Below are 19,271 nucleotides of genomic sequence, written 5' to 3'. Positions count from 1 at the left end.
GTCCCATCCCTCCAAACATGAGAAGCAGGATTGGGATGAGGACCAGCTTGTCCGCGAGCGGTTGGTCCCTTTGCACGGGCGGCTTCAGGCGCTCTCGAAGGAGACCGGGATCGACGCGCGCCATGTGCAGCCCAAATACGACTGAGATGGTGATCATCACGCCCAGATAGAGCCACCCGCCGGTGTAGTCTATCGTTCCTGCAGCACCGAAGATGATCGCGCCCATGAGGCCGAACCAGACGATTGTCTGGGCAAGAAGATTCAGAGCGAGGCTCATTTCTTTCCCTCTCCCGGTCCATGCTATTGACTCGTCCGCATGGGACGTCGCCGCGAGATTTCGCCTCTCATCGCGGTCGGCGACGCAGCTTCCGGCGGCGCATGGCGCCTTCCATGGCGCGCCGCACATCACCCGATAGGATTCAGCCATCTCCTCGAGACGTGCGTTTCTACTTCCTGGGCGGAACGATTCCGGCTCCGGCCGCCAGCCGCTCGGCCACTGCGTCGAGTAGCCGGTTCTGTTGCCCGATCATGGCTTCGTAATCGTCGGCCACGGGCGTAAAGCGCGCTTTGTTCCACGCGCGCTGTGGCGACGCGCAAGCGCGTAGCCCTCCAACAATCGCGCTGCCAACCTTGCGCTGCTCTTGCTGATCCCAAGGTCCTCGGTGATCTGGTCGAGGCTGACGGGCTGGGGCAAAGACGCAGATGCCCGTAAAGCCGGGCGGCGATGGGCGGAACGTCCCAAGGTGCGAGCAGCCGAGCCACATCCTCTGCGAACCGCTGCCCGTCCTTGCGTGACTTGTTTGACAAATTCAGCATATACAAGCGAAGAGGCTGGCGGCAAGTGGCCGTCCGAGGAGGAGCCATACTTCCCTATCATGTCGCCGCAATCATGGTTATCGGGCTGCCGATGCTCTACGTTGCGGTGCGATACCGCGAGTACTGCAAATTCCTCGCCGGCGCGTTCTTTGTCAGCAGCGGCACGCAATTCTACTTCTACCTGGCGAAGATCCCGATCCCGCTGATGTGGGCCAATGCCGTCCAGTCGACTCAGCTTAGCGCCCTACGCGGCACGATCCACTGTGCTCTTTCTTGTCTGTCTGTATTTCGGGTGGTTCTTCCGCGCCAAGCACCGCACGGATTAGGGCGGCAGCGCGGAAGACGGTAGCGCGGCCTCGGTCGCATGGATTGCCTCTATCTGGTCGCTGCCGCGCATGTTTTCTGGCGCCGTTGGGATTCAGTGAATCCGTTCCTCTTGGACGCAACAGCGCTCTAACGGGCACAGTCCGCGCGTCCTATTTTTTTGGCCTTCCGGCGGGCGGCACCTGCCGGGCCGTCCAGCCAATCCTGATGACCGTTGATCATCGGATTCGGTTTCGTCTTCGCGAGATCTTCTGCCGGTTCCGCCTGGTGGCGGACGGCGACGGGCTCGCAATGTCTGAACCTCCAGTCAATCTCCCCGGCCTCAGCAAGCTCGCGGTCTGGCACGAGCGCACGCATCGCGATCCCGGCCACCGCTGGGTGCGATCGATCCTCTTTGAGACGTGCGGCGCTCCGGAAGCGAACGATAGCTCCCTTGCTTGAGATCAAGACCCGCCCGACAATCCGATCAAAAATCGAGGGACTGCTGCGCTGGTTTCGGCGGCGCCATGCTGACGCCCTCAAGTTCGAGCATCCTCTGCTTCGATGACGAACCGCCCGGTGCGGAAAAGCCGCCGATCTTGTTTCCGGCCGCAAGTACACGATGGCACGGGATGATCAACGCCACCGGATTTTTCGCCATCGCCTGGCCGACATCGCGCGCCGCCTCCGCCCCGGCGCCGAGTTGCTTTGCAAGAGCGCCATAAGTCGTCGTGTGGCCCCAGCCGACCTGCCGCGCGGCATTATAGATTTGTTTGAAGAAGGGGTCTTGGCCAGTGAGGTCGAGCTTGATGGCCGAGAAGTCCGTCGGCTCTCCCTGGAAATAGCGCCTTACCGCCGCTACCGCGTCTGTGATGGCGGGCGTTGGCGTCGCGGGCTCGGCGCCCGGAATGCGACGCAGGAGAAGGCGCTCGGTCGAATCTGCGCTCGACGTCGGCAATTGGAACCGCGTGATGCCGCTCGCGTTCCAGGCAATGCCGCAGAAGCCGCCGACGGTTTCGAAGATCAGATAGTGGTGCGTTGCCTGTTTCATCGTCACTGCCTCCATGCTGGATCACCCTGAAAATCGTGCAGCCGAGCGCTGAATTCAACCCGTTTCTTGCGCAGCACCAAACGCTACCGCCGCGACTCACGATAAATGCCCTCTGTTTGTTCTTATGCTTTCAAGATCAGATGATACGATCCCCACATTCCCTGGAGAACGAAAAGGCCGGGCGAATGCCCCGGCAGCTGGTCATGCACGAACAGAGCCTACAGGTATCCTTCGAGTTCGCTTCCCCGAAAATCAGCCCGCGCGCATCACGCTTCGACAAGGAGAATCTCTTCTTTGCGATTTTGCCGGACGGACGATCGCTTTGCGAATACCTGGAGATCCAAAGGCGGCTGCAGCTGGATCACCTTCCCTTCGCCTCGCCGCGTCCCACCCGAGCTTCTGCATGTCTCGCTCTACAACGTCGAACAGAGCGCGCGGATTTCAGATGCAGTGATCTTCGCGGCCTGTCGGACCGCCAGTGCCATCGACACCTGCCAGTTCGAACTATCCTTCGATCATGTCGCGACCTTCAGGAAGTCGCGGCGAAACGCCATCGTGCTGAGCGGCAACGGCGGCCGGGAGCTGCTGCGGCAGCTACATGTGCAGATGGGCAATCTCGGAGAAGACGCCAGAATAAATCGGAACCTTCAGCCACATGCGACGCTGCTCTACGATAGCGAGGTGATGCCCCGCGTCACTCTGCAGAAACCCGTGGTCGTCGCTGCGCGCGAATTCGTGCTACTCCGCAATCGCCCGGGCGAACAGGGCTACGAGTTTGTCGATCGTTGGCCACTGCGGGCGCGAGGATAACGGCTTGCCTCGGGCTATTGAAGTCGCTTAAAGCTCCTGCGACGACGGCATGAAGCGGAGAACGACATGAATACGTCCGAGATCATCATTGCGGGCGACACGGCGGGTGTCGACTGGCGGCTGCCCGTTCTCCGTTTCAAGGGCGGCGATCCAGCGGCACCGAAGGTCTATATTCAGGCCGCTCTGCACGCCAACGAACTGCCGGGCACGGCCCTGATGCACTTTCTGTGCGAAAAATTGCGCCAGTCCGAAAGTGCAGGCCAAATCAGAAGCGACATCATTGTCGTCCCGCATGCCAACCCGATCGGTGCGGCCCAGTCTCATTTCGGCGAACTCCAAGGCCGGTTCGATCTTGGATCACGCACCAACTTCAACCGCGAATTTCCGCTGATCTCGGTGAAGGATCGCGACGGACTGCTTGAGAACCTCGAGCGCCTTTCGGCCGTCGACAAACTGAAGCGCCAGCTGCTGCACATGGCGCTCGGCTGCGATCTGGTAATCGACCTGCATTGCGATGATGAATCACTGCAGTATGCCTACATCGACGAGGCGTTCTGGCCTGAGGCGGCCGACCTGGCCTCCGCGATGGAGATGGAAGCCGTTCTTCTGTCCGACGGCGAGAGTTCCGCCTTCGAGGAGGCCGTCGGTTTTGCCTGGAAATGCGAGACGTCGGAGAAGCAGTCGCGCTTGCCCGGCAAGCTGTCTGTAACCGTCGAGCTTCGCGGCCGCCGTGATGTCTATCCTGACATGGCAAAGAACGATGCCGAGGGATTGTGGAAGTTTCTGGCGAGCCGCGGCGCAATCGATGTTACCGTCTCGCTGCCCGCTTTCGATGGCCCCGCCGTCCCGCTCGACAATATCGAGATGGTCCGTGCGCCGGAGGCCGGCACGGTCCTGTTCCATCGCAATATCGGCGAATGGGTTGGCGAAGGCGATGTGCTTGCCACGTTGATCACCCGCCCCGGCATGGCTGACGGCAGCGTCGAGATTCGTGCGCCGCAGGCTGGCCTGATTGTGATGCGCAGCTCTCAACGGCTCGTTCGTCGCGGCGCCGACATGATGAAGATTGCTTGCAAGACCGCCAGCAAGGCGACACGCAAGCCTGGAACGCTGGAGAACTAAGTGACCGTCACCATATACGGCATCAAGAACTGCGACACGATGAAGAAGGCCCGCAACTGGCTGGAAGAGCATAACGTCGCCTACCGGTTTCATGACTACAAGGCCGTCGGAATCGATCGCGCACACCTGCAGGCCTGGACAAAGGAAGCCGGGTGGGAAACGGTGCTTAACCGGGCTGGCACGACCTTTCGCAAGCGGCCTGAGGCCGAGCGCGAAAATCTCGACGAGGGCAAGGCGATCGCGCTGATGCTGGAGCAGCCATCGATGATCAAGCGGCCGGTTATCGAGGCGGACGGAAAGTTGCTCATCGGCTTCAAGCCCGAGACCTACGGCAGCTTCTTCAAGGCCTGATTGATGTCCAAAACCACGCGCGCCACGCAGGTTCTCAGCAAGGCCGGGATTGCCTTCACGGTCCATAGCTACGACTACGACCCGAATGCAGAACGAGTCGGCCTGCAGGCTGCGGAAGCACTTGGCGAGGAGCCGCATCGCGTGTTGAAGACGCTGATGGCGGAGGTCGACGGCAAGGCCGTCTGCGTCGTCGTGCCGTCGGATCGCGAGGTCAGCATGAAGAAGCTCGCAAGCGCCTTTGGCGGAAAGTCCGCCAACATGATGAAGCCCGCCTATGCCGAGCGCCTGACAGGCTACCACGTCGGCGGCATCAGCCCTTTTGGACAAAGGAAGCTCGTCCCGACGGCAATCGAAGAGGCAGCGCTGACGGAAACGCACGTCTACATCAATGGCGGGCAACGCGGGCTGCAGGTTCGGCTTGACCCGAAAGACGCGTTGAAGACGCTGAAGGCTGCAGCGGCACCCCTCATTGCCTAGTCTTAGCTGAAGCGCGCCAGCAAAGAGGTGAGTGCCGCAGCATCGGCCGTGCTCAGTTTGGCGCCGAAATTGTCCTCGATGGCTTTGGCATAGACTTGCCACATGCGCTTCTGCAGGGAACGGCCGTCCTCGGTAACGACCACCCATTGTCCGCGTCCATCCTGATCAAAGGTTTCGCGCTGCACCAGCCCCGCCTTCTCGAGACGATCGATCAGGCGCGAAAGATTGTATTGGGCAAGCAGTGTGCGCTCTTCGATTTCGAACGGCCGCAACCTGCCCTGCGGCGACCGCACGAGTTCCCAGAGCACATCGTACCAACTAAGCGGCGGAAGTCCGGCTGATTTGAGATCCGCCTCGATCTGGCCGAGCAGCCGCTGCTGGGCGCGCATCAGCCCGATCCAGGCATCGGTCACCGCATCGGAGGGCGTCGCATCGTTCTGTTTTTCATTCATATATGCATCTACATCTATCTTGAATTCTCGCGCAACGACTATTATATGCAATTGCATCTACAATGGAGATTGCGCCATGGATCATTTGCCTATCCAAACATCCGGTTCGGCTCTGCTGCTTGTCAGCCACCACCTTTGCCCTTACGTCCAGCGCGCCGCGATCGCGCTTGCGGAAAAGGGAGTGCCCTTCGAGCGCGTGAACATCGATCTCGCCGACAAGCCTCGCTGGTTTCTCGAGATCTCGCCGTTGGGCAAGGTGCCTCTGCTTTGCATTCGCCACAGCGACGGCAACCAAGACATCCTCTTCGAAAGCAGCGTCATCTGTGAGTATCTGGAAGAGACGCAGGACGGTCACCGCCTTCATCCGGCCGACGCGCTTACCCGCGCCCGTCACCGCGGCTGGATGGAGTTCGGCTCTTCGATCCTGTCCGACCTCTGGGTCTACGAAACGACGCAAGACCGCATGCAGCTGGAGGCGAAACGGCAGGTGCTCGCATCGAAGTTCGCGACCATCGAAACGGAACTGAGGAGTGGTCCGTACTTCGCGGGCGATAGCTTCAGCATGGTCGATGCCGTATTTGCGCCGATCTTTCGGTACTTCGACGTCTTTGACGCCATCGGTGACAGCGGCATTCTTGCCGGCCTGCCCAGCGTCCAGGCCTGGCGGACAGCATTGTCCGAAAGACCGAGTGTGAAGGCTGCGGCCGGACCGGACTATGCCGACCGGCTGATGGCCTTCCTGAAACGTCACGACGCGGTGCTGTTGCAGCAGCCATCCGTTTCGGTCGCCTGATCCCGGTATAGACCGATGGCGGCAAAGAGCGCCATCGGTCGACAAGTGAGCTTCAATTTCGCCGCAAAGGGGTCTAAGTCTACCGGCCAATCCGTTTTGTTCGAGGAGTGACTGATCATGAATTTCATGCCGCAAAGCCAGACCTCCGTGGATCCTGCAAAGCTTGAAAAGCTGGCGGAAGTGGCCGTCAAGGTTGGGCTGCAGCTGCAAACGGGCCAGGATCTCGTGATCACGGCCCCCGTAGTCGCCCTACCGCTCGTCCGCCTGATCACCAAGCATGCCTATATGGCGGGCGCCGGACTGGTGACGGCATTCTATTCCGATGAGGAATCGACGCTCGCGCGCTACCGATACGGCAACGATCAGAGCTTCGACCGCGCATCCGACTGGCTCTACGACGGCATGGCCAAGGCCTACGCCAGGGGCACTGCCCGCCTCGCCATCGCCGGCGACAATCCGATGCTGCTTTCGGAGCAGGATCCGGCAAAGGTTGGCCGTGCCAACCGGGCGAACTCCGCCGCCTACAAGCCGGCGCTGGAGAAGATTTCGAATTTCGACATCAACTGGAACATCGTCTCTTATCCCAACCCCTCATGGGCGGCGCTCGTCTTTCCTGATGATCCGGAGGCCATCGCAGTCGCCAAGCTTGCAAAGGCAATCTTTGCCGCATCGCGCGTCGATGTCGAAGACCCGATCGCCGCCTGGGCCGAGCACAACGGCAGCCTTGCCAAACGATCGAGCTGGCTGAATGGCGAACGCTTCGCTTCCCTGCACTTTACCGGACCCGGCACCGATCTGATGGTCGGCCTTGCCGACGGTCACGAGTGGCACGGTGGCTCGTCGACCGCCAAGAACGGCATTACCTGCAACCCGAACATTCCAACCGAGGAAGTCTTCACGACGCCGCACGCGCTGCGTGTCGAGGGCCACGTCTCGAGCACGAAGCCTTTGTCGCATCAGGGTACGCTGATCGACAATATCCAAGTTCGCTTCGAAGGCGGCCGAATCGTCGAAGCAAAGGCTTCGCGCGGCGCAGAAGTACTGAACAAGGTGCTGGATACCGACGAAGGCGCGCGCCGGCTCGGCGAGGTAGCGCTGGTGCCGCATTCCTCGCCGATCTCGGCCAGCGGCATTCTCTTCTACAACACGCTGTTCGACGAGAACGCCTCGTGCCACATCGCGCTCGGGCAGTGCTATTCGAAGTGCTTCGTCGACGGCGCAAGCCTGACTCAGGAGCAGATCAAGGCCCAAGGTGGCAACTCGAGCCTGATCCATATCGACTGGATGATCGGCTCGGGCCAGGTCGATATCGACGGCATCAAGCCGGACGGCTCGCGCGTTCCGGTGATGCGTCAGGGCGAATGGGCCTGACGGACATCGTGCGCTGACTGAGCCAGACGCTCGCAAGCACCGTTGCGAAGCCGAAAAGCTGCGCAGGCGTCAGGTTTTGTCCGAGAGCCAGCCAACCGAGAAGGGTGGCGGTGACCGGACTCAGGAAACCCAATGAGGCCGCTGCGGACGGCTCCAGGCGAGCAAGTCCCCGGAACCACAGCAGATAGGTAAACGCCGCGCCGATCAGACCAAGATAGGCCATGCCGAGGACATTGGTCGCGGTCGGCGCCGGCAGCGCGGGTTCGAAGAAGAATACGACGGGCGCGAGCAGGATACCGCCGGCCGTGAGCTGCCATGCGGCAAAGGCAAGATTCGAAACCGGCGGAACCCAACGTCGCGTCAGCACGGTGCCGAACGCCATCGAAACCGCGCCGGCAAGACCAGCAATGACGCCGATCGGATCCAGCGCCGCGTTGGGCGTAAGGACAAGCAGGGCGACACCCGTCATCCCGATCAGTCCAGCCCCAACAGCAAGGGCATGGATCGGCCTGCCGAGGAAAATGCGCGACAACAGGATGACGATCAGCGGCTGAATGGCGCCAACGGTCGCGGCGACGCCGCCTGGCAGACGATAGGCCGACACGAACAGCATCGCCCAGAAGAACGAGAAATTGAGGCCGCCGAGCACGAAGGCGCGAAACCACCAGACGCCCCGTGGCAGTTGTCGAACGATCGCAAGCAACAGTAGCCCGGCCGGCAAAGCGCGAAGGAAGGCCACTGTCAGCGGATATCCGTGTGGAAGGAAGGATGTGGTAACGAGATAGGTGCTGCCCCAGATCGTCGGGGCCAACGCCGTCATCAGCACATCGGAAAGAGGCGCTGTAGTTTTCTTCATTTCAAGAATCTCTATATCAAGATAAATGCAATTTAGCACCATTTATCTTGACGTCAAGATATGTGATGGTAACAGTCTCCTCGGGAGCTGGCCGATGGATCGCGTTGACAAGATACTTGCGCAGTGGAGCAGGGAACGCCCCGAGCTCGATACCGAGGCGATGGGCATCATGGGCCGGCTGAAACGGCTGACCACGCATCTCGCCCGCGAGGTCGAGCAGGTGCTTCAACAGCACGGTCTCTCCTCCTCCGCCTTCGACGTGCTGGCGACCCTCAGGCGCTCGGGCGCACCGTATCGGCTCTCGCCAGGCGATCTGCTGTCGATGACGATGGTCAGTTCCGGCACGATGACCAACCGGATCGACCAGTTGGAGAAGGCCGGATTGGTCGAGCGTGTTCGCAATCCGGACGATCGGCGGAGCGTGCTCATTGCGCTGACCGAAGCAGGGCTTACCGCCGTGGAAGGCGCCGTCGGCGCCCATGTGGCCAATCAGCAGCGCCTGATGCAGAGCTTTAGCGCAGAGGAGAAGGCTCAGCTTGAAACCCTGCTGCGCAAGTTCCTAGCGACCTTCGAGTAGCATAGGTGTTCACGCGGTGAGCTGCTGGCGCGGAACAGTTGGGAGTGCTCCTCTAGATATCGAGTTCGACCCATATCGCCGCGTGATCCGACGCCGCGTGTTTGGGCTCGGTCAGTTCCGGATAGGTCTCCCACAGCTTCGGCCGGCTTCCGGGCCAGGCGCCCTTGCGGAAGACACCGCCGCGCTCGACCTTCTCGAAAAGCTTCGGCGATAAAAGAAGGTAGTCGATCTTGTTTCCGGCGTTGCCAAGGCCGAAGGTACCGGGAAAGCCCCGTCGTCGAACGCGGGATGCGTAAAGGCGTCCTGGAGCGTGTTCTCCTTCAGTGGCGCCAGAGGGGCACTGTCCGTCGTGTCGTTCAGGTCGCCAATCAGCGCGATGTGGTCAAATCCTTCGGCAATACGCTTCTCGTAGATCTCTCGCGCCCGTTGCGCTTGTGCATGTCGGCGAGCATCGGAGGACTGGGCACTAACGAAACCCTTGCTCTTGAAATGGTTGACCATGACAAGCAGCGTCGCTCCGTTCGGCGTCGTCACGTAATATTCGGGGCGATCGCGCGAGAAGATCGGGTTGCCTGCCGCGTCCCTATCATCGACGTGGCTGCGCATAATATCGAGCGCGAGGTCCTTTTCTTGTCATCAGCCCGACATCGATGCCACGCTCGTCGTTTCCGTCGATCACCATGACCTGCGTGAAAGGGTTGCCGCCAACGGCCGGCAGCACCTGCGTATTGAAGGCCATAAGGACGGGCCGACTCTCAACTTCGACGATGCCGAGAATATCGGCCTCCAGATCGCTCATGACGCGCGCCGTGTTTTGCATGGCGATCTCATTGATCGGCTCGTCACGCAGCTCCAGCGATCCGACCCAATCGATCCGGCCATTCGCGGTAATGACCACACCGCCGGCCCTAGGTCGCTTCAGAAGATTGCCCCGACTGCGCCGAAGAATGACAAAGGGGCCTGTATCGGTCTTTTCCATCCCGAGTTCGATAATCAACGTGGCCATGCGCGTCTTGTCAGCGTCGCCATAGGTCACACCTGCCCCAGCAATTTCTCCAATTCGGCAAACGGTCGAGAACAACCCGGCCGTCGGCCCGGGTCTCCAGGTTCATCGCCTTCGCACGATCAAACAGGTTTTCGACATTGAACGATGCAAGTCTCATGTCACGCCCTCCCGTTTACGAGAAGAAAGACACGTATATGTTGCATTTCAATGATGTCGGCGCTGCAATTGAGCCGACGACGTTACCTAGAATAGGCTTCCTTGCTTCGGCGGCGCCTGTTCATCCTGCGGCTTTGCGGCGCGCTTCTTCTGCGTGGCGGACGGCGGGCCTCCGTCGGTGGTTACCGCGCCGACGCGGCCGTCGGCGAACTCGATCGAGATGCCTGCGCCCGATGACAGCATTGCGGCTTGCGACACCGGCCTGTTCTCGTCGTCACGAATAACGGCATAGCCGCGCTTCAAGACATTCTTGTAAGACAAGGATTGCAGCACGCGATCCTGCGCCGTGAGCTCGCCGCGTGCCCGTGTCAGCTGATGCCTGACAGCCGTATCGGCGTGACGTGACAGATTGGCAAGGTGATCATGCAGCCGAGCGGTCTGCGTTTTCAGGCGCGCCGGGAGGATCGCGAAGATCGCATCTGCGCGGCCAACCCGCGATTTCGAGCGATCGATAAGGCGCTCGACCGTCCGCTCGGCGCGCGTCATCCGTTCGTTCAGGTATTGGCGACGCTCGGTGATACGGTTCGACAGGACATCGGGACGCAAATGCGCAGCAGTGCGCTCGAAGCTGCGGCGCTTGTTGATCGTATTCAGTTCAAGGCCGCGACCGAGACCGGCGGCGGCCTCATCGAACCGGCGTCGCGGCAGGGCCAGCAGTTGATCCAGCGACGGCAGCGCGCGGATCAACGCCCGCACCGACTGGCGATGATGATCCATGCGGCGGCTCATGCAGCCCTGCAGACGCGCAGCAAGCGCCGCCGTCTGCGCCTCCAGTTCCGCCTTCACGGGAATCGCCATCTCGGCCGCACCGGTCGGCGTCGGCGCACGCACGTCGGCAGCGTAGTCAATCAGCGTCCAGTCGGTTTCGTGGCCGACCGCAGAGATCAATGGGATCTGGCTCTCAGCGGCGGCGCGCACAACGATTTCGTCGTTGAAGCTCCAGAGATCCTCGAGGCTACCGCCGCCACGTGCAACGATCAGAACATCCGGGCGCGGCATCCCCCCGTGCGGCTCGAAGTTGTTGAAGCCTCTGATAGCGTTGGCGACTTCCTCGCCGGAGCCGTCACCCTGCACTTTTACCGGCCAGACAATGACGTGAACCGGGAAACGATCGGAGATACGGTGGAGAATATCGCGAATGACGGCGCCGGTCGGCGAGGTCACGACACCGATCACCCTTGGCATGAACGGCAGCCGCCGCTTCCGGGACGGGTCGAACAGGCCTTCGGCGCCAAGCCTGCGCTTGCGCTCCTCGATCAGCGCCATCAGCGCGCCAGCGCCGGCAGGCTCCAGCGTTTCGATGACAATCTGATACTTCGATGAGCCGGGAAATGTCGTCACCTTGCCGGTGGCGATCACCTCCATCCCCTCTTCGGGGCGGAATTTCAACCTGGAGAAGGTGCCCTTCCAGACGACAGCGTCGATGCGGGCGCGATCGTCCTTCAAGGCAAAATAGGCGTGCCCGGACGAGTGCGGGCCTCTGTATCCGGAAATTTCGCCGCGCACGCGCACCTGGTCGAAGGCAGTCTCGACCGTGCGCTTGATCGAGCCGGAAAGTTCCGAGACCGAGTACTCGGTAAGATTGCTCGGCGAATCATTCTCGAAGACGTTGCTCATAGTCCTGTTCTAGCCGATCGGGCAGCAAAGAGCAGCCGCCAAAAGGGGATGATTTTTATGTGCGGCTCAATGACGGTAACTGTTGGCGCAGTTCTTTTTTTAATTATGTCAAAGGCTTAGACCGAGCGAGCAGGAAAGTCGGCGATCGATTACCTCTCGGTTTCCCCGGCAATCCCTGTAAAGCGATGATCGGACAAACCACAACAGCAGTTTCCATGTCTGACCGCTTCGCCTCCCATGCGCCCTCGCTCAACTGGTCCTGCGAGCGCCGGCTTCGCCGTCCTCCCCAATGATAATCTCAACCTCGCCGAAATCACGAGGGCACTTTATGTCGGCATTGGAGGAGACCTGGTCGTCACCATGGCATCCGGGCAGACCCTTACCTTTGCCTGGTGTCCGACCGTTCGATACTGCCGCTGCGAATTTCTCGGGTCCATGCCACCGACACGTCAGCAGAGAGCATTCTCGGGCTGACTTACGTCGTCCGTTATGCCGTACATCGTCACTGTGCCGATTGGAAACACTGGGGAAAGCGGTAACAAACTGCTCGATTAATTGTTCGACAAGACAAAGCCGGCTATACTGAAGCGAAGCAGGAGACGCTGATGATCGCCCTGACGGCCACAGCACTGGGTTTCGTTACCGCACCAATGCGCTCGATCTTTTCGATGGTGTTGGTCGGCTTCCTTGTGTGCGCCGTCTATGCCTGCGCGGCCTGGGTCTCAACCACCTCGATTCTTGACCTTGCCGTCGCCATTGTCTGCTACGACAGCGGCCTTCTGATCTGCCTTCTCGGCCTCTACGCTCTCGATCGCATGCGGGATCGCCGGCGCTTCGTCTGAACCTACGAGCCGGCAGGCACGTAGCGAAAGAACCGAATAGGCGTGCCATCACGCGTCGGCATGGGCTTCAGATAAGCCGGAACGACGCCTTTCGCCAGTTGTGCGTATAGGCCATCCGGCTTCATTTCCGCAAGCTCCCTGGTCTGCGGATTATCGGCGCAAAAGGCGAGAACCGTGGCGCCTGCACCTTTCAGGAACGCCTCGGCTTCCCGTGGCTCTGCCAAGCCGATATGCAGTTCCGTGAGCATGCCACCCTGGTTTCGATGGTACGGCGCTGCCAATATCCGATTCTCGGTAAAGCGGAGAATCGAGACGCCCACGTCGGACGGCGCGACTACCAGGCCGATCGGCACTTCGGTCAATGGCGCCAGAGACGACTTCGATGAGCAGGATGGCTTTGCGGCCGCAGCCTGGAGGATGCTTTCGCCATTGCCCACCTGCATGCCGATAAGCCCGCCTGCCAGCCCCCAAACCGCCGCCACGCTCATGAGAACCGTGGAAAGGTAGCAGAAGGCGGCCGCGACATCGTCGCTGTCGCTGGCCGATATCCGGCGCATGTCGATGATCAACAATGTCAGCGGCAGGATTGCGAGCAGATTGGAAAACATCGTGCCGCGTACCTGAAAGGCGGCGATTGCCCAACTCACGCCGAGGAGAAAAAGCAAGACCAGATGCACCCGCACACGATCCCCGTAAACGAGGCGGAACACACAGACGGCAAGTGCGAAGACCCCGGTCGAGTAGTAGAAGCCCAACGTAAAAGGATCCTGCCTATCGAGTGCAAGCATCGATTGCGCCTCCTGCACGCGGTCCAGCCAGAGCTTGACAAGAAGCGGATCGAGATCAGCCAGCGGATTGCGGAGGCATTGTGGAGCTATCGTGATCGCAGAGGTGAGGACGACCGCGCCGATCCCGCCCAAAGCGACAAATCGCAGCAACCGGATTCCTCTACTTGCGAAAGTGGCGGCAATGAGCAACAGCCCGCCGCCGATCGTCGAAAGGCTGTAGTAGCTGAGCGACAGGTTATCGCAGGTGACCGCCGAATAGAGACGCGGCGGAACGGTACCGAAGAAAAACAGGCTGATGGACAGAGCCAATGTGAGCCCGAAAGCCTTGGCGGCGCGCGCAAACGGCTCGCCTTCCCACGTCCACGAAACGGCGACAACCACGCATACCGCCGCTACGAAGGGCGTCGTTTCGGCTCCGATCGCGATAGCTGTCGCGGCCGCCAATCCGGCGATGGCATAACTGAGCGGTCGATGGTCTTCGTCGAGCAGCATCGCGGTCATAATCGCGACAAGTGCGAACTGGACATTGTGATGATCGATGGCGCCCGGCAGGAAGCGGTTGCTAGGGACCAGCAGAAATGCCGTCAGTCCCAACGCAATGTGCATTCCAAACGTGCCGCCGATACGGCGCCCGGCAAGTCCCATGGCCCACAGACTGGGGATGGTCAGGGAAAGCGGCCAGACGGCGAGCGCAAGCGCTTCCGCGCGCTCCTGCGGGAAAAAGAAACCGAAAAGCCTGATCAGCGTAGCGATTGGAAGATCGATCAGCCGGGACCAGTGCATCAAGGTGCCCGCGCCCAGTCCCATGCGATATTGCATCACGTCGAACCAGCCCTGCCCGTTCAGGAAATCGCGTACTTCGACAAGCCGCATGCCGTCATCGTTATCGGCGCCGACATAGTCGGTTGCGCCAGGCAGCTTCAGAGCGAGGATCGCAGCAATCAGCAGTGCGCTGTAAAGAAGAACGCACGGCAGTAGCCCGCACATCAGGGCACGCAGCTTGGCGATCAACGACGCCGACGCGGTATCATCGATCATCTGGGCAACATTCGTCATGAGCGGATCTCACCGTTTGAGTGCCGAGATCCTACCCCTCGCCTATCAAGAAACCGTAAAAGTCCTGCTGACAAACGGTTTTCGCGGACTTCATAGCTACTTGTTAACGGCCGCCCTTTATTCTTGTGCGGATTTCTTCGCCACGGGTGTGATCATGAGTGGATCGCGTATCGACAATCTGAATATTGCCGTGCTCTTACCCTGCTACAACGAGGGCGCGACCATCGGCGCCGTTGTCCGGGGGTTCAAGGCCGCGCTGCCTGGTGCGCCAATCCACGTCTACGACAATAACTCAACGGATGGCACTGCGCTTCACGCAATGCTTGCCGGCGCTAATGTCGTGCGCGAACGGCGGCAGGGCAAGGGCCATGTTGTCCGGCGCATGTTCGCCGACATCGACGCCGACATCTATATCATGGCGGATGGCGACGGAACGTACTCGCCTGACGATTCCGAGGAACTGATCCGCACCCTGCTGACCGAGCGCGCCGACATGGTGGTGGGCACGCGGCGCGGCGTGCATGCCGACGCCGGCAGACAGGGGCATGCCTTCGGCAACAAGATCTTCAACATGCTGTACCGAACCATCTTCGGGACCGATTTTACCGACATCTTCTCGGGCTACCGCGTCTTCTCTCGGCGCTTCGTCAAGAGTTTCCCGGCCGTCTCGGCAGGCTTCGAGATCGAGACGGAAATGTCCGTTCATGCGTCGCGCCTGAAACTGCCCGTCAGCGAGCTGGAACTCGATTACGGCCGCCGGCCGGAAGGCTCTCACTCTAAGCTTTCGACCTTCAAGGATGGTGCCAAGATCCTCTGGATGTTCGCGATGCTGATGAAAGAGACACGTCCCTTCGCCTTCTTTGGCATCATCAGCGGTTTCTTCATGCTGGCAAGCATGGCTTTCATGGCACCCGTCCTGATGGAATATTTCGAAACCGGCCTGGTCAATCGAATGCCGACCTGGGTCTTGTCCATGGCGCTGATGATGATCTCGTTCATGGTCTTCACCGCAGGTCTCATTCTCGATTCCGTCGCGCGCTCGCGCTCCGAGCAGCTGCGCATTTTCTATTTGAACGTCGCGGCCAGAAGTAACGGATCGACGACGGCCGAGCGTACGACTGCCCCACCCAAAAAGACGACTCGCATCGCATGATTGCTCAGCGTGACACGGTACAATTTTCATGAACAGAGAAACCACGAACCGAATTCGCTTCGTTCTCGAAGACGTTCTGCCGCCATTTCTGCGGGACTCCGGCGTCTTTCGCTGGGCGGCGAAGCGCGTCTGGGGTGACCATATCAGTCAGCTTGCGAAGTTCCGCGAACGGGCGCCGTTCCTTTCCGCGGAGGAGTATGCCGAGCTCTACCGCAATCATCCGCGTGTCCATGAAGGTACCGACAACTCCGCAGCCTGCATCGCCCGGATTGTCGGATCGATCGAAGGCGGAAGCGTATGCGACGTCGGCTGCGGCACCGGCGCCTTGCTGAGCCGCATCCAGTCGGCCCATCCAAACCTTGCCCGCCTCGTCGGCGTGGATTTCGTGATTGATGACGCCTCGTCGCTTCCCCGCATCGAGTACGTAGCCGCCAAGGTGGAGAGATTGCCCTTCGCCGATGGCGAATTCGACACCGTGATCTGCACGCACGTCATCGAACATATTCTCGACTATCGGCAAGCCATCGCGGAACTGCGCCGCATCGCCAAGCGACAGCTCATCATCGTCGTGCCGCGGGAGCGCGAATATCGCTACACGTTCAATCCGCATTTCAACTTCTTCCCGTATACGCACTCGTTTCTGCGAGCCGTTCACCCGGTCCCCCCGACATTCGTCTGCGAAGATATCGGCCGCGACATCTTCTACATGGAAGACAGGCAAGCTGCGAATTGAAAGACGGCCTCATGCTCTCCAACCTTTCAATCAGCAACTGGGTCGGCCTTATCGGCACGCCGCTGCTCATCGCCTCTGGCCAGGTCCTGTTCAAAATGACGAGTGCGACAGCCGGCCAACTTAGCGTACGCAATCTGCTCGCGCTGTTTCTGAACCCTGTCCTGATTGCCGCGCTTCTGCTTTACGGTCTGGGCACTATCATCTGGATCTATGTCCTCAAGGCGGTGCCATTGACCATGGCCTACTCCTTCATGGGATTGACGTTCTGCTTCGTGCCCTTGCTGGCGCAGGTTTTTCTCGGCGAAGCCCTGACGCTGCGCTACGCGATAGGTGCAGTTTTTATCATCGCGGGTATGCTGGCGATCAATGGCTGAGCGCGGGCGCAATGCGTTGTTTTGGCGCTTCCTTGCACTGTCGATCGTCGGCGTGGCAGCGGATCTCCTACTCTATCTCTTGCTGCATACCGCAATGAGCCCCTTCATCGCACGCGCTCTCAGCCTGCTCGCCGCACTCATCGCAATGCGCACTCTGTTGCCTTGGAGCAAAGTGACCACCGGCGGCAAATTGGCCGTCAGCGACGCCGGTGTCGCAGCCATCCTGATGATCGCCGTCCTCTTGAACTACGGTCTGTTCGCCTCGCTGATCGCGATTTCGCCATCGCTGCAGCCGCTGGCGGCGATGGCATTTGCCTCGGTCACCTCGCTAGGCTTCGGCTGCTTCGGCTACCTGCGATTTGTGCTGCGCGGCGAATAAGCGTCAGACCGTTTCCCAGCCATCCTTCTCACTGGCGCGGTAGATCGCGTCGATGAATTTCTGGCTGAGCTTAGAGCTCTCCAGCGTCACGACCTCTTCCTTCTCGCCCTTGGCTGCACGCGCAAACGCTTCGGCTTCGCGCTTGTACTGCCGGCTATCCGGGAAGCGGAAAATCGTCGATTCATTGTGGCTGCGGTTGGTGAGCTCGATCTCCTCGGCGCCCCAGCGGTCGGCGTTGAACGGCGACTTGACCTCGATAAAGCCATCGGTGCCGTGAAACACCATGACCTGGCGATTGGCAAGCTGGGTGGCGATATAGAAGCTCAGCTCGAAGTCACCGAAGTCGGCCTTGACACTGGAATAGATGTCGGTGCCGAACTCCGGGTCGCGGCGGGTGACAGCCTGGACGCGCAGCGGCTCCTTACCCGTTGAAAAGCGCGTGCTGATCGTCGGGTAGACGCCAATATCGGGAAGCGCGCCGCCACCGAGCTCGGGAATGTTGCGCATATTGCCCGGGTCGCGGTTGAAATAGGTGAAGGCACCCTGGACGTGCTGGAGCGTGCCGATTGCACCATCGGCGATCAAAGAGCGCACCTTCCGCCAGACCGGCGTATAGGTGACCATGTAGGCTTCCGTGATGAGCACCTTGTTGCGATCGCGGGCGGCGATCAGGCTGTCGATCTCATCGGCCTTGAGCGCGATCGGCTTTTCACAGAGCACATGCTTGCCGGCATCGGCGGCCTTGATCGTCCACTCGACGTGCTGCGAGGTCGGCAGCGGGATATAGACGGCGTCGATCTTGTCGGAAGCCAGCATTTCCTCGTAGGAGCCGAAGGCGTGGAGAACGGAAAAGCGATCCGCCATCTCGCGCGCTCTCGCCAGATCGCGGCTGGCAATCGCCGTCACGACGCAGTTTTCCGCATCCTGGATGGCCGGGACGACGAGTTCGCGGCCGATCTTCGCGGTCGAGAGAATACCAAAACGCAGCATAGCCTGGGTCCTCCTGTTTGATTTTCGGGCACCTTAGTGAGGCGACGACCGCGGCGCAATGGCGCGATCACAATTCGCGGAGTTGGTTTCCATCTGGCCGTAGCCGCGCTAGGTTAATCCCCGGCGGCGTTCTGCTGCGTCAGCGATTTCAATCAATTCAGCACTTTAGGAGAGCGCCATGGATATGCGCCGTCTTGGAAAAACTGGGCTTTCGATCGCCCCGATCGTCTTCGGCGGCAACGTCTTCGGCTGGACCGCCGACGAGAAGACTTCCTTCGACATTCTCGACGCGTTCTTCGATGCGGGGTTCAACACGATCGACACGGCCGACGTCTATTCGGCCTGGGTGCCGGGCAACAAGGGCGGCGATTCCGAGGAGATCATCGGCAAGTGGCTGAAGCGCGGCAAGGTGTCGCGCGACAAGGCGGTCATCATCACCAAGGTCGGCTCCGACATGGGCCAGGGCAAGACGCTGAAGGAGAACTACATCCTGAAGGCGGTCGAGGATTCATTGCGCCGCCTGCAGACCAACTATATCGACCTATACCTCTCGCACTGGCCGGATGAGAACACGCCCTACGAGGAAACGCTCGGCGCGTTCGCGAAACTGAAGCAGCAGGGCAAGATCCGCGCGATCGGCTGCTCTAACCTGGACGCTGCGCAACTCCAGGCCTCCTTCGATGCGGCCGAGAGGGCCGGCGTGCCGCGCTATGACGTCATCCAGCCGGAATACAATCTCTATGAACGCCGGAGCTTCGAGGGGCCGCTGGCCGATCTCTGTGTCAGGCAAGACATCGGCGTCATCACCTATTTCAGCCTTGCCGCCGGCTTTCTTTCCGGAAAATATCGCACGAAGGCCGACACGGAAGGCCGCGCCCGCGAAGGCCGGGTTGCGCAATATCTCGACGACAAGGGGTTGCGCATCCTCGCCGCCCTCGACAAGGTGGCTGCGGAAACGGGCGCCAAGCCGGCAGAGATCGCGCTGGCCTGGCTGCTCAGAAAGAAGGGCGTGACGGCGCCGATCGCCAGTGCCACCAGCCTGTCGCAGCTTGAGAGCCTGACCAAGTCAGCGACGCTTTCGCTCTCCGACGACGCGATGGCGCTGCTCGACAAGGCCGGCGCCTGACGGGAGGGAACG

General features: G+C 60.5%; 21 protein-coding genes and 1 pseudogene. 13 read left to right on the top strand and 9 right to left on the bottom strand.

From position 1 onward, the window contains the following. Both FHT71_RS24470 and FHT71_RS24465 read right to left on the bottom strand, forming a co-directional pair. Positions 1-277 (bottom strand): annotated as a pseudogene (locus FHT71_RS24470) (isoprenylcysteine carboxylmethyltransferase family protein); the annotation flags it as partial. Between the two features lie 1,329 nt (positions 278-1,606). Then, positions 1,607-2,170, bottom strand: coding sequence for a methylated-DNA--[protein]-cysteine S-methyltransferase (locus tag FHT71_RS24465; protein WP_132594130.1), 564 nt, complete (start codon positions 2,168-2,170; stop codon positions 1,607-1,609). A 294-nt stretch (positions 2,171-2,464) separates the two neighbouring features. On the opposite strand from FHT71_RS24465, the gene FHT71_RS24460 reads away from it, so the two are divergent. The 4 genes from FHT71_RS24460 to ybaK all read left to right on the top strand — a co-directional run bounded on the left by FHT71_RS24460 (position 2,465) and on the right by ybaK (position 4,930). Further along, the gene (locus FHT71_RS24460) at positions 2,465-2,980 is read left to right on the top strand and encodes a 2'-5' RNA ligase family protein (RefSeq protein ID WP_245505563.1); all 516 of its coding nucleotides are present in this window, start codon (positions 2,465-2,467) and stop codon (positions 2,978-2,980) included. A 66-nt stretch (positions 2,981-3,046) separates the two neighbouring features. Further along, complete coding sequence (locus FHT71_RS24455; RefSeq protein WP_132594128.1) at positions 3,047-4,102, top strand: succinylglutamate desuccinylase/aspartoacylase family protein; 1,056 nt, start codon at positions 3,047-3,049, stop codon at positions 4,100-4,102. After that, the gene (locus tag FHT71_RS24450; protein WP_183722394.1) at positions 4,103-4,453 is read left to right on the top strand and encodes an ArsC family reductase; all 351 of its coding nucleotides are present in this window, start codon (positions 4,103-4,105) and stop codon (positions 4,451-4,453) included. A gap of 3 nt (positions 4,454-4,456) precedes the next feature. Next, entirely contained in the window at positions 4,457-4,930 is a 474-nt protein-coding gene (gene ybaK, locus FHT71_RS24445) for a Cys-tRNA(Pro) deacylase (RefSeq protein WP_007790839.1), read from the top strand. Between the two features lie 2 nt (positions 4,931-4,932). On the opposite strand, the gene FHT71_RS24440 is transcribed toward ybaK, so the two are convergent. Continuing rightward, complete coding sequence (locus tag FHT71_RS24440) at positions 4,933-5,439, bottom strand: MarR family transcriptional regulator (protein ID WP_132594126.1); 507 nt, start codon at positions 5,437-5,439, stop codon at positions 4,933-4,935. 19 nt (positions 5,440-5,458) lie between these two features. Between FHT71_RS24440 and FHT71_RS24435 the strand changes: the two genes are divergently transcribed. Further along, a complete protein-coding gene (locus FHT71_RS24435; RefSeq protein WP_132594124.1) occupies positions 5,459-6,175 on the top strand; it encodes a glutathione S-transferase family protein in 717 nt (238 codons plus the stop codon). A gap of 117 nt (positions 6,176-6,292) precedes the next feature. After that, a complete protein-coding gene (locus FHT71_RS24430) occupies positions 6,293-7,546 on the top strand; it encodes an aminopeptidase (protein ID WP_007790850.1) in 1,254 nt (417 codons plus the stop codon). On the opposite strand, the gene FHT71_RS24425 is transcribed toward FHT71_RS24430, so the two are convergent. Next, the gene (locus tag FHT71_RS24425; RefSeq protein WP_132594122.1) at positions 7,494-8,402 is read right to left on the bottom strand and encodes an EamA family transporter; all 909 of its coding nucleotides are present in this window, start codon (positions 8,400-8,402) and stop codon (positions 7,494-7,496) included. The two genes, FHT71_RS24430 and FHT71_RS24425, sit on opposite strands and share 53 nt — an antisense overlap. 94 nt (positions 8,403-8,496) lie before the next feature. Between FHT71_RS24425 and FHT71_RS24420 the strand changes: the two genes are divergently transcribed. Further along, entirely contained in the window at positions 8,497-8,979 is a 483-nt protein-coding gene (locus FHT71_RS24420) for a MarR family transcriptional regulator (RefSeq protein WP_132594120.1), read from the top strand. 111 nt (positions 8,980-9,090) lie between these two features. Here the strand turns inward: FHT71_RS24420 and FHT71_RS31885 are convergent, their stop codons facing one another. The 3 genes from FHT71_RS31885 to xseA form a co-directional block, all read right to left on the bottom strand. Next, positions 9,091-9,585, bottom strand: a complete 495-nt coding sequence (locus tag FHT71_RS31885) for a hypothetical protein (RefSeq protein ID WP_245505562.1) — start codon at positions 9,583-9,585, stop codon at positions 9,091-9,093. After that, a complete protein-coding gene (locus FHT71_RS31880; protein ID WP_245505561.1) occupies positions 9,566-9,985 on the bottom strand; it encodes a hypothetical protein in 420 nt (139 codons plus the stop codon). The genes FHT71_RS31885 and FHT71_RS31880 overlap by 20 nt, the downstream gene beginning before the upstream one ends. Positions 9,986-10,228: 243 nt before the next feature. Then, positions 10,229-11,818 (bottom strand): exodeoxyribonuclease VII large subunit, encoded by a 1,590-nt coding sequence (gene xseA / locus FHT71_RS24410; protein WP_183722391.1) that lies wholly within the window; start codon positions 11,816-11,818, stop codon positions 10,229-10,231. A gap of 605 nt (positions 11,819-12,423) precedes the next feature. Between xseA and FHT71_RS24405 the strand changes: the two genes are divergently transcribed. After that, complete coding sequence (locus tag FHT71_RS24405; RefSeq protein WP_007790867.1) at positions 12,424-12,660, top strand: hypothetical protein; 237 nt, start codon at positions 12,424-12,426, stop codon at positions 12,658-12,660. Between the two features lie 2 nt (positions 12,661-12,662). Here FHT71_RS24405 and FHT71_RS24400 read toward each other — a convergent pair whose 3' ends face one another. Continuing rightward, complete coding sequence (locus FHT71_RS24400) at positions 12,663-14,504, bottom strand: hypothetical protein (protein WP_183722388.1); 1,842 nt, start codon at positions 14,502-14,504, stop codon at positions 12,663-12,665. 154 nt (positions 14,505-14,658) lie between these two features. On the opposite strand from FHT71_RS24400, the gene FHT71_RS24395 reads away from it, so the two are divergent. From FHT71_RS24395 to FHT71_RS24380, 4 genes are read left to right on the top strand one after another with little or no spacing between them, the layout of a single operon-like run. Then, on the top strand, positions 14,659-15,657 hold the full coding sequence (locus FHT71_RS24395) for a glycosyltransferase (RefSeq protein ID WP_081499035.1): 999 nt from the start codon (positions 14,659-14,661) through the stop codon (positions 15,655-15,657). Between the two features lie 28 nt (positions 15,658-15,685). Next, positions 15,686-16,390: a class I SAM-dependent methyltransferase gene (locus tag FHT71_RS24390; protein WP_007790875.1), complete on the top strand. Its 705-nt coding sequence runs from the start codon at positions 15,686-15,688 to the stop codon at positions 16,388-16,390. Between the two features lie 11 nt (positions 16,391-16,401). Next, positions 16,402-16,764 (top strand): transporter, encoded by a 363-nt coding sequence (locus FHT71_RS24385; protein WP_132594114.1) that lies wholly within the window; start codon positions 16,402-16,404, stop codon positions 16,762-16,764. Then, the gene (locus FHT71_RS24380; protein ID WP_132594112.1) at positions 16,757-17,143 is read left to right on the top strand and encodes a GtrA family protein; all 387 of its coding nucleotides are present in this window, start codon (positions 16,757-16,759) and stop codon (positions 17,141-17,143) included. The genes FHT71_RS24385 and FHT71_RS24380 overlap by 8 nt, the downstream gene beginning before the upstream one ends. A gap of 3 nt (positions 17,144-17,146) precedes the next feature. Here FHT71_RS24380 and FHT71_RS24375 read toward each other — a convergent pair whose 3' ends face one another. Continuing rightward, positions 17,147-18,133 carry a Gfo/Idh/MocA family oxidoreductase gene (locus FHT71_RS24375; protein ID WP_132594110.1) on the bottom strand — a complete coding sequence of 329 codons (987 nt, stop codon included), beginning with the start codon at positions 18,131-18,133 and terminating at the stop codon, positions 17,147-17,149. 178 nt (positions 18,134-18,311) lie between these two features. Here FHT71_RS24375 and FHT71_RS24370 point away from each other — a divergent pair, with 178 nt between their 5' ends. Next, on the top strand, positions 18,312-19,259 hold the full coding sequence (locus FHT71_RS24370; RefSeq protein ID WP_183722385.1) for an aldo/keto reductase: 948 nt from the start codon (positions 18,312-18,314) through the stop codon (positions 19,257-19,259). The last annotated feature ends 12 nt before the right edge of the window (positions 19,260-19,271 follow it).

Origin of the sequence: Rhizobium sp. BK060, from assembly GCF_014193145.1 — a bacterium.
Lineage (GTDB): Bacteria > Pseudomonadota > Alphaproteobacteria > Rhizobiales > Rhizobiaceae > Rhizobium.
This window is presented reverse-complemented; position numbering and strand designations above follow the sequence as displayed.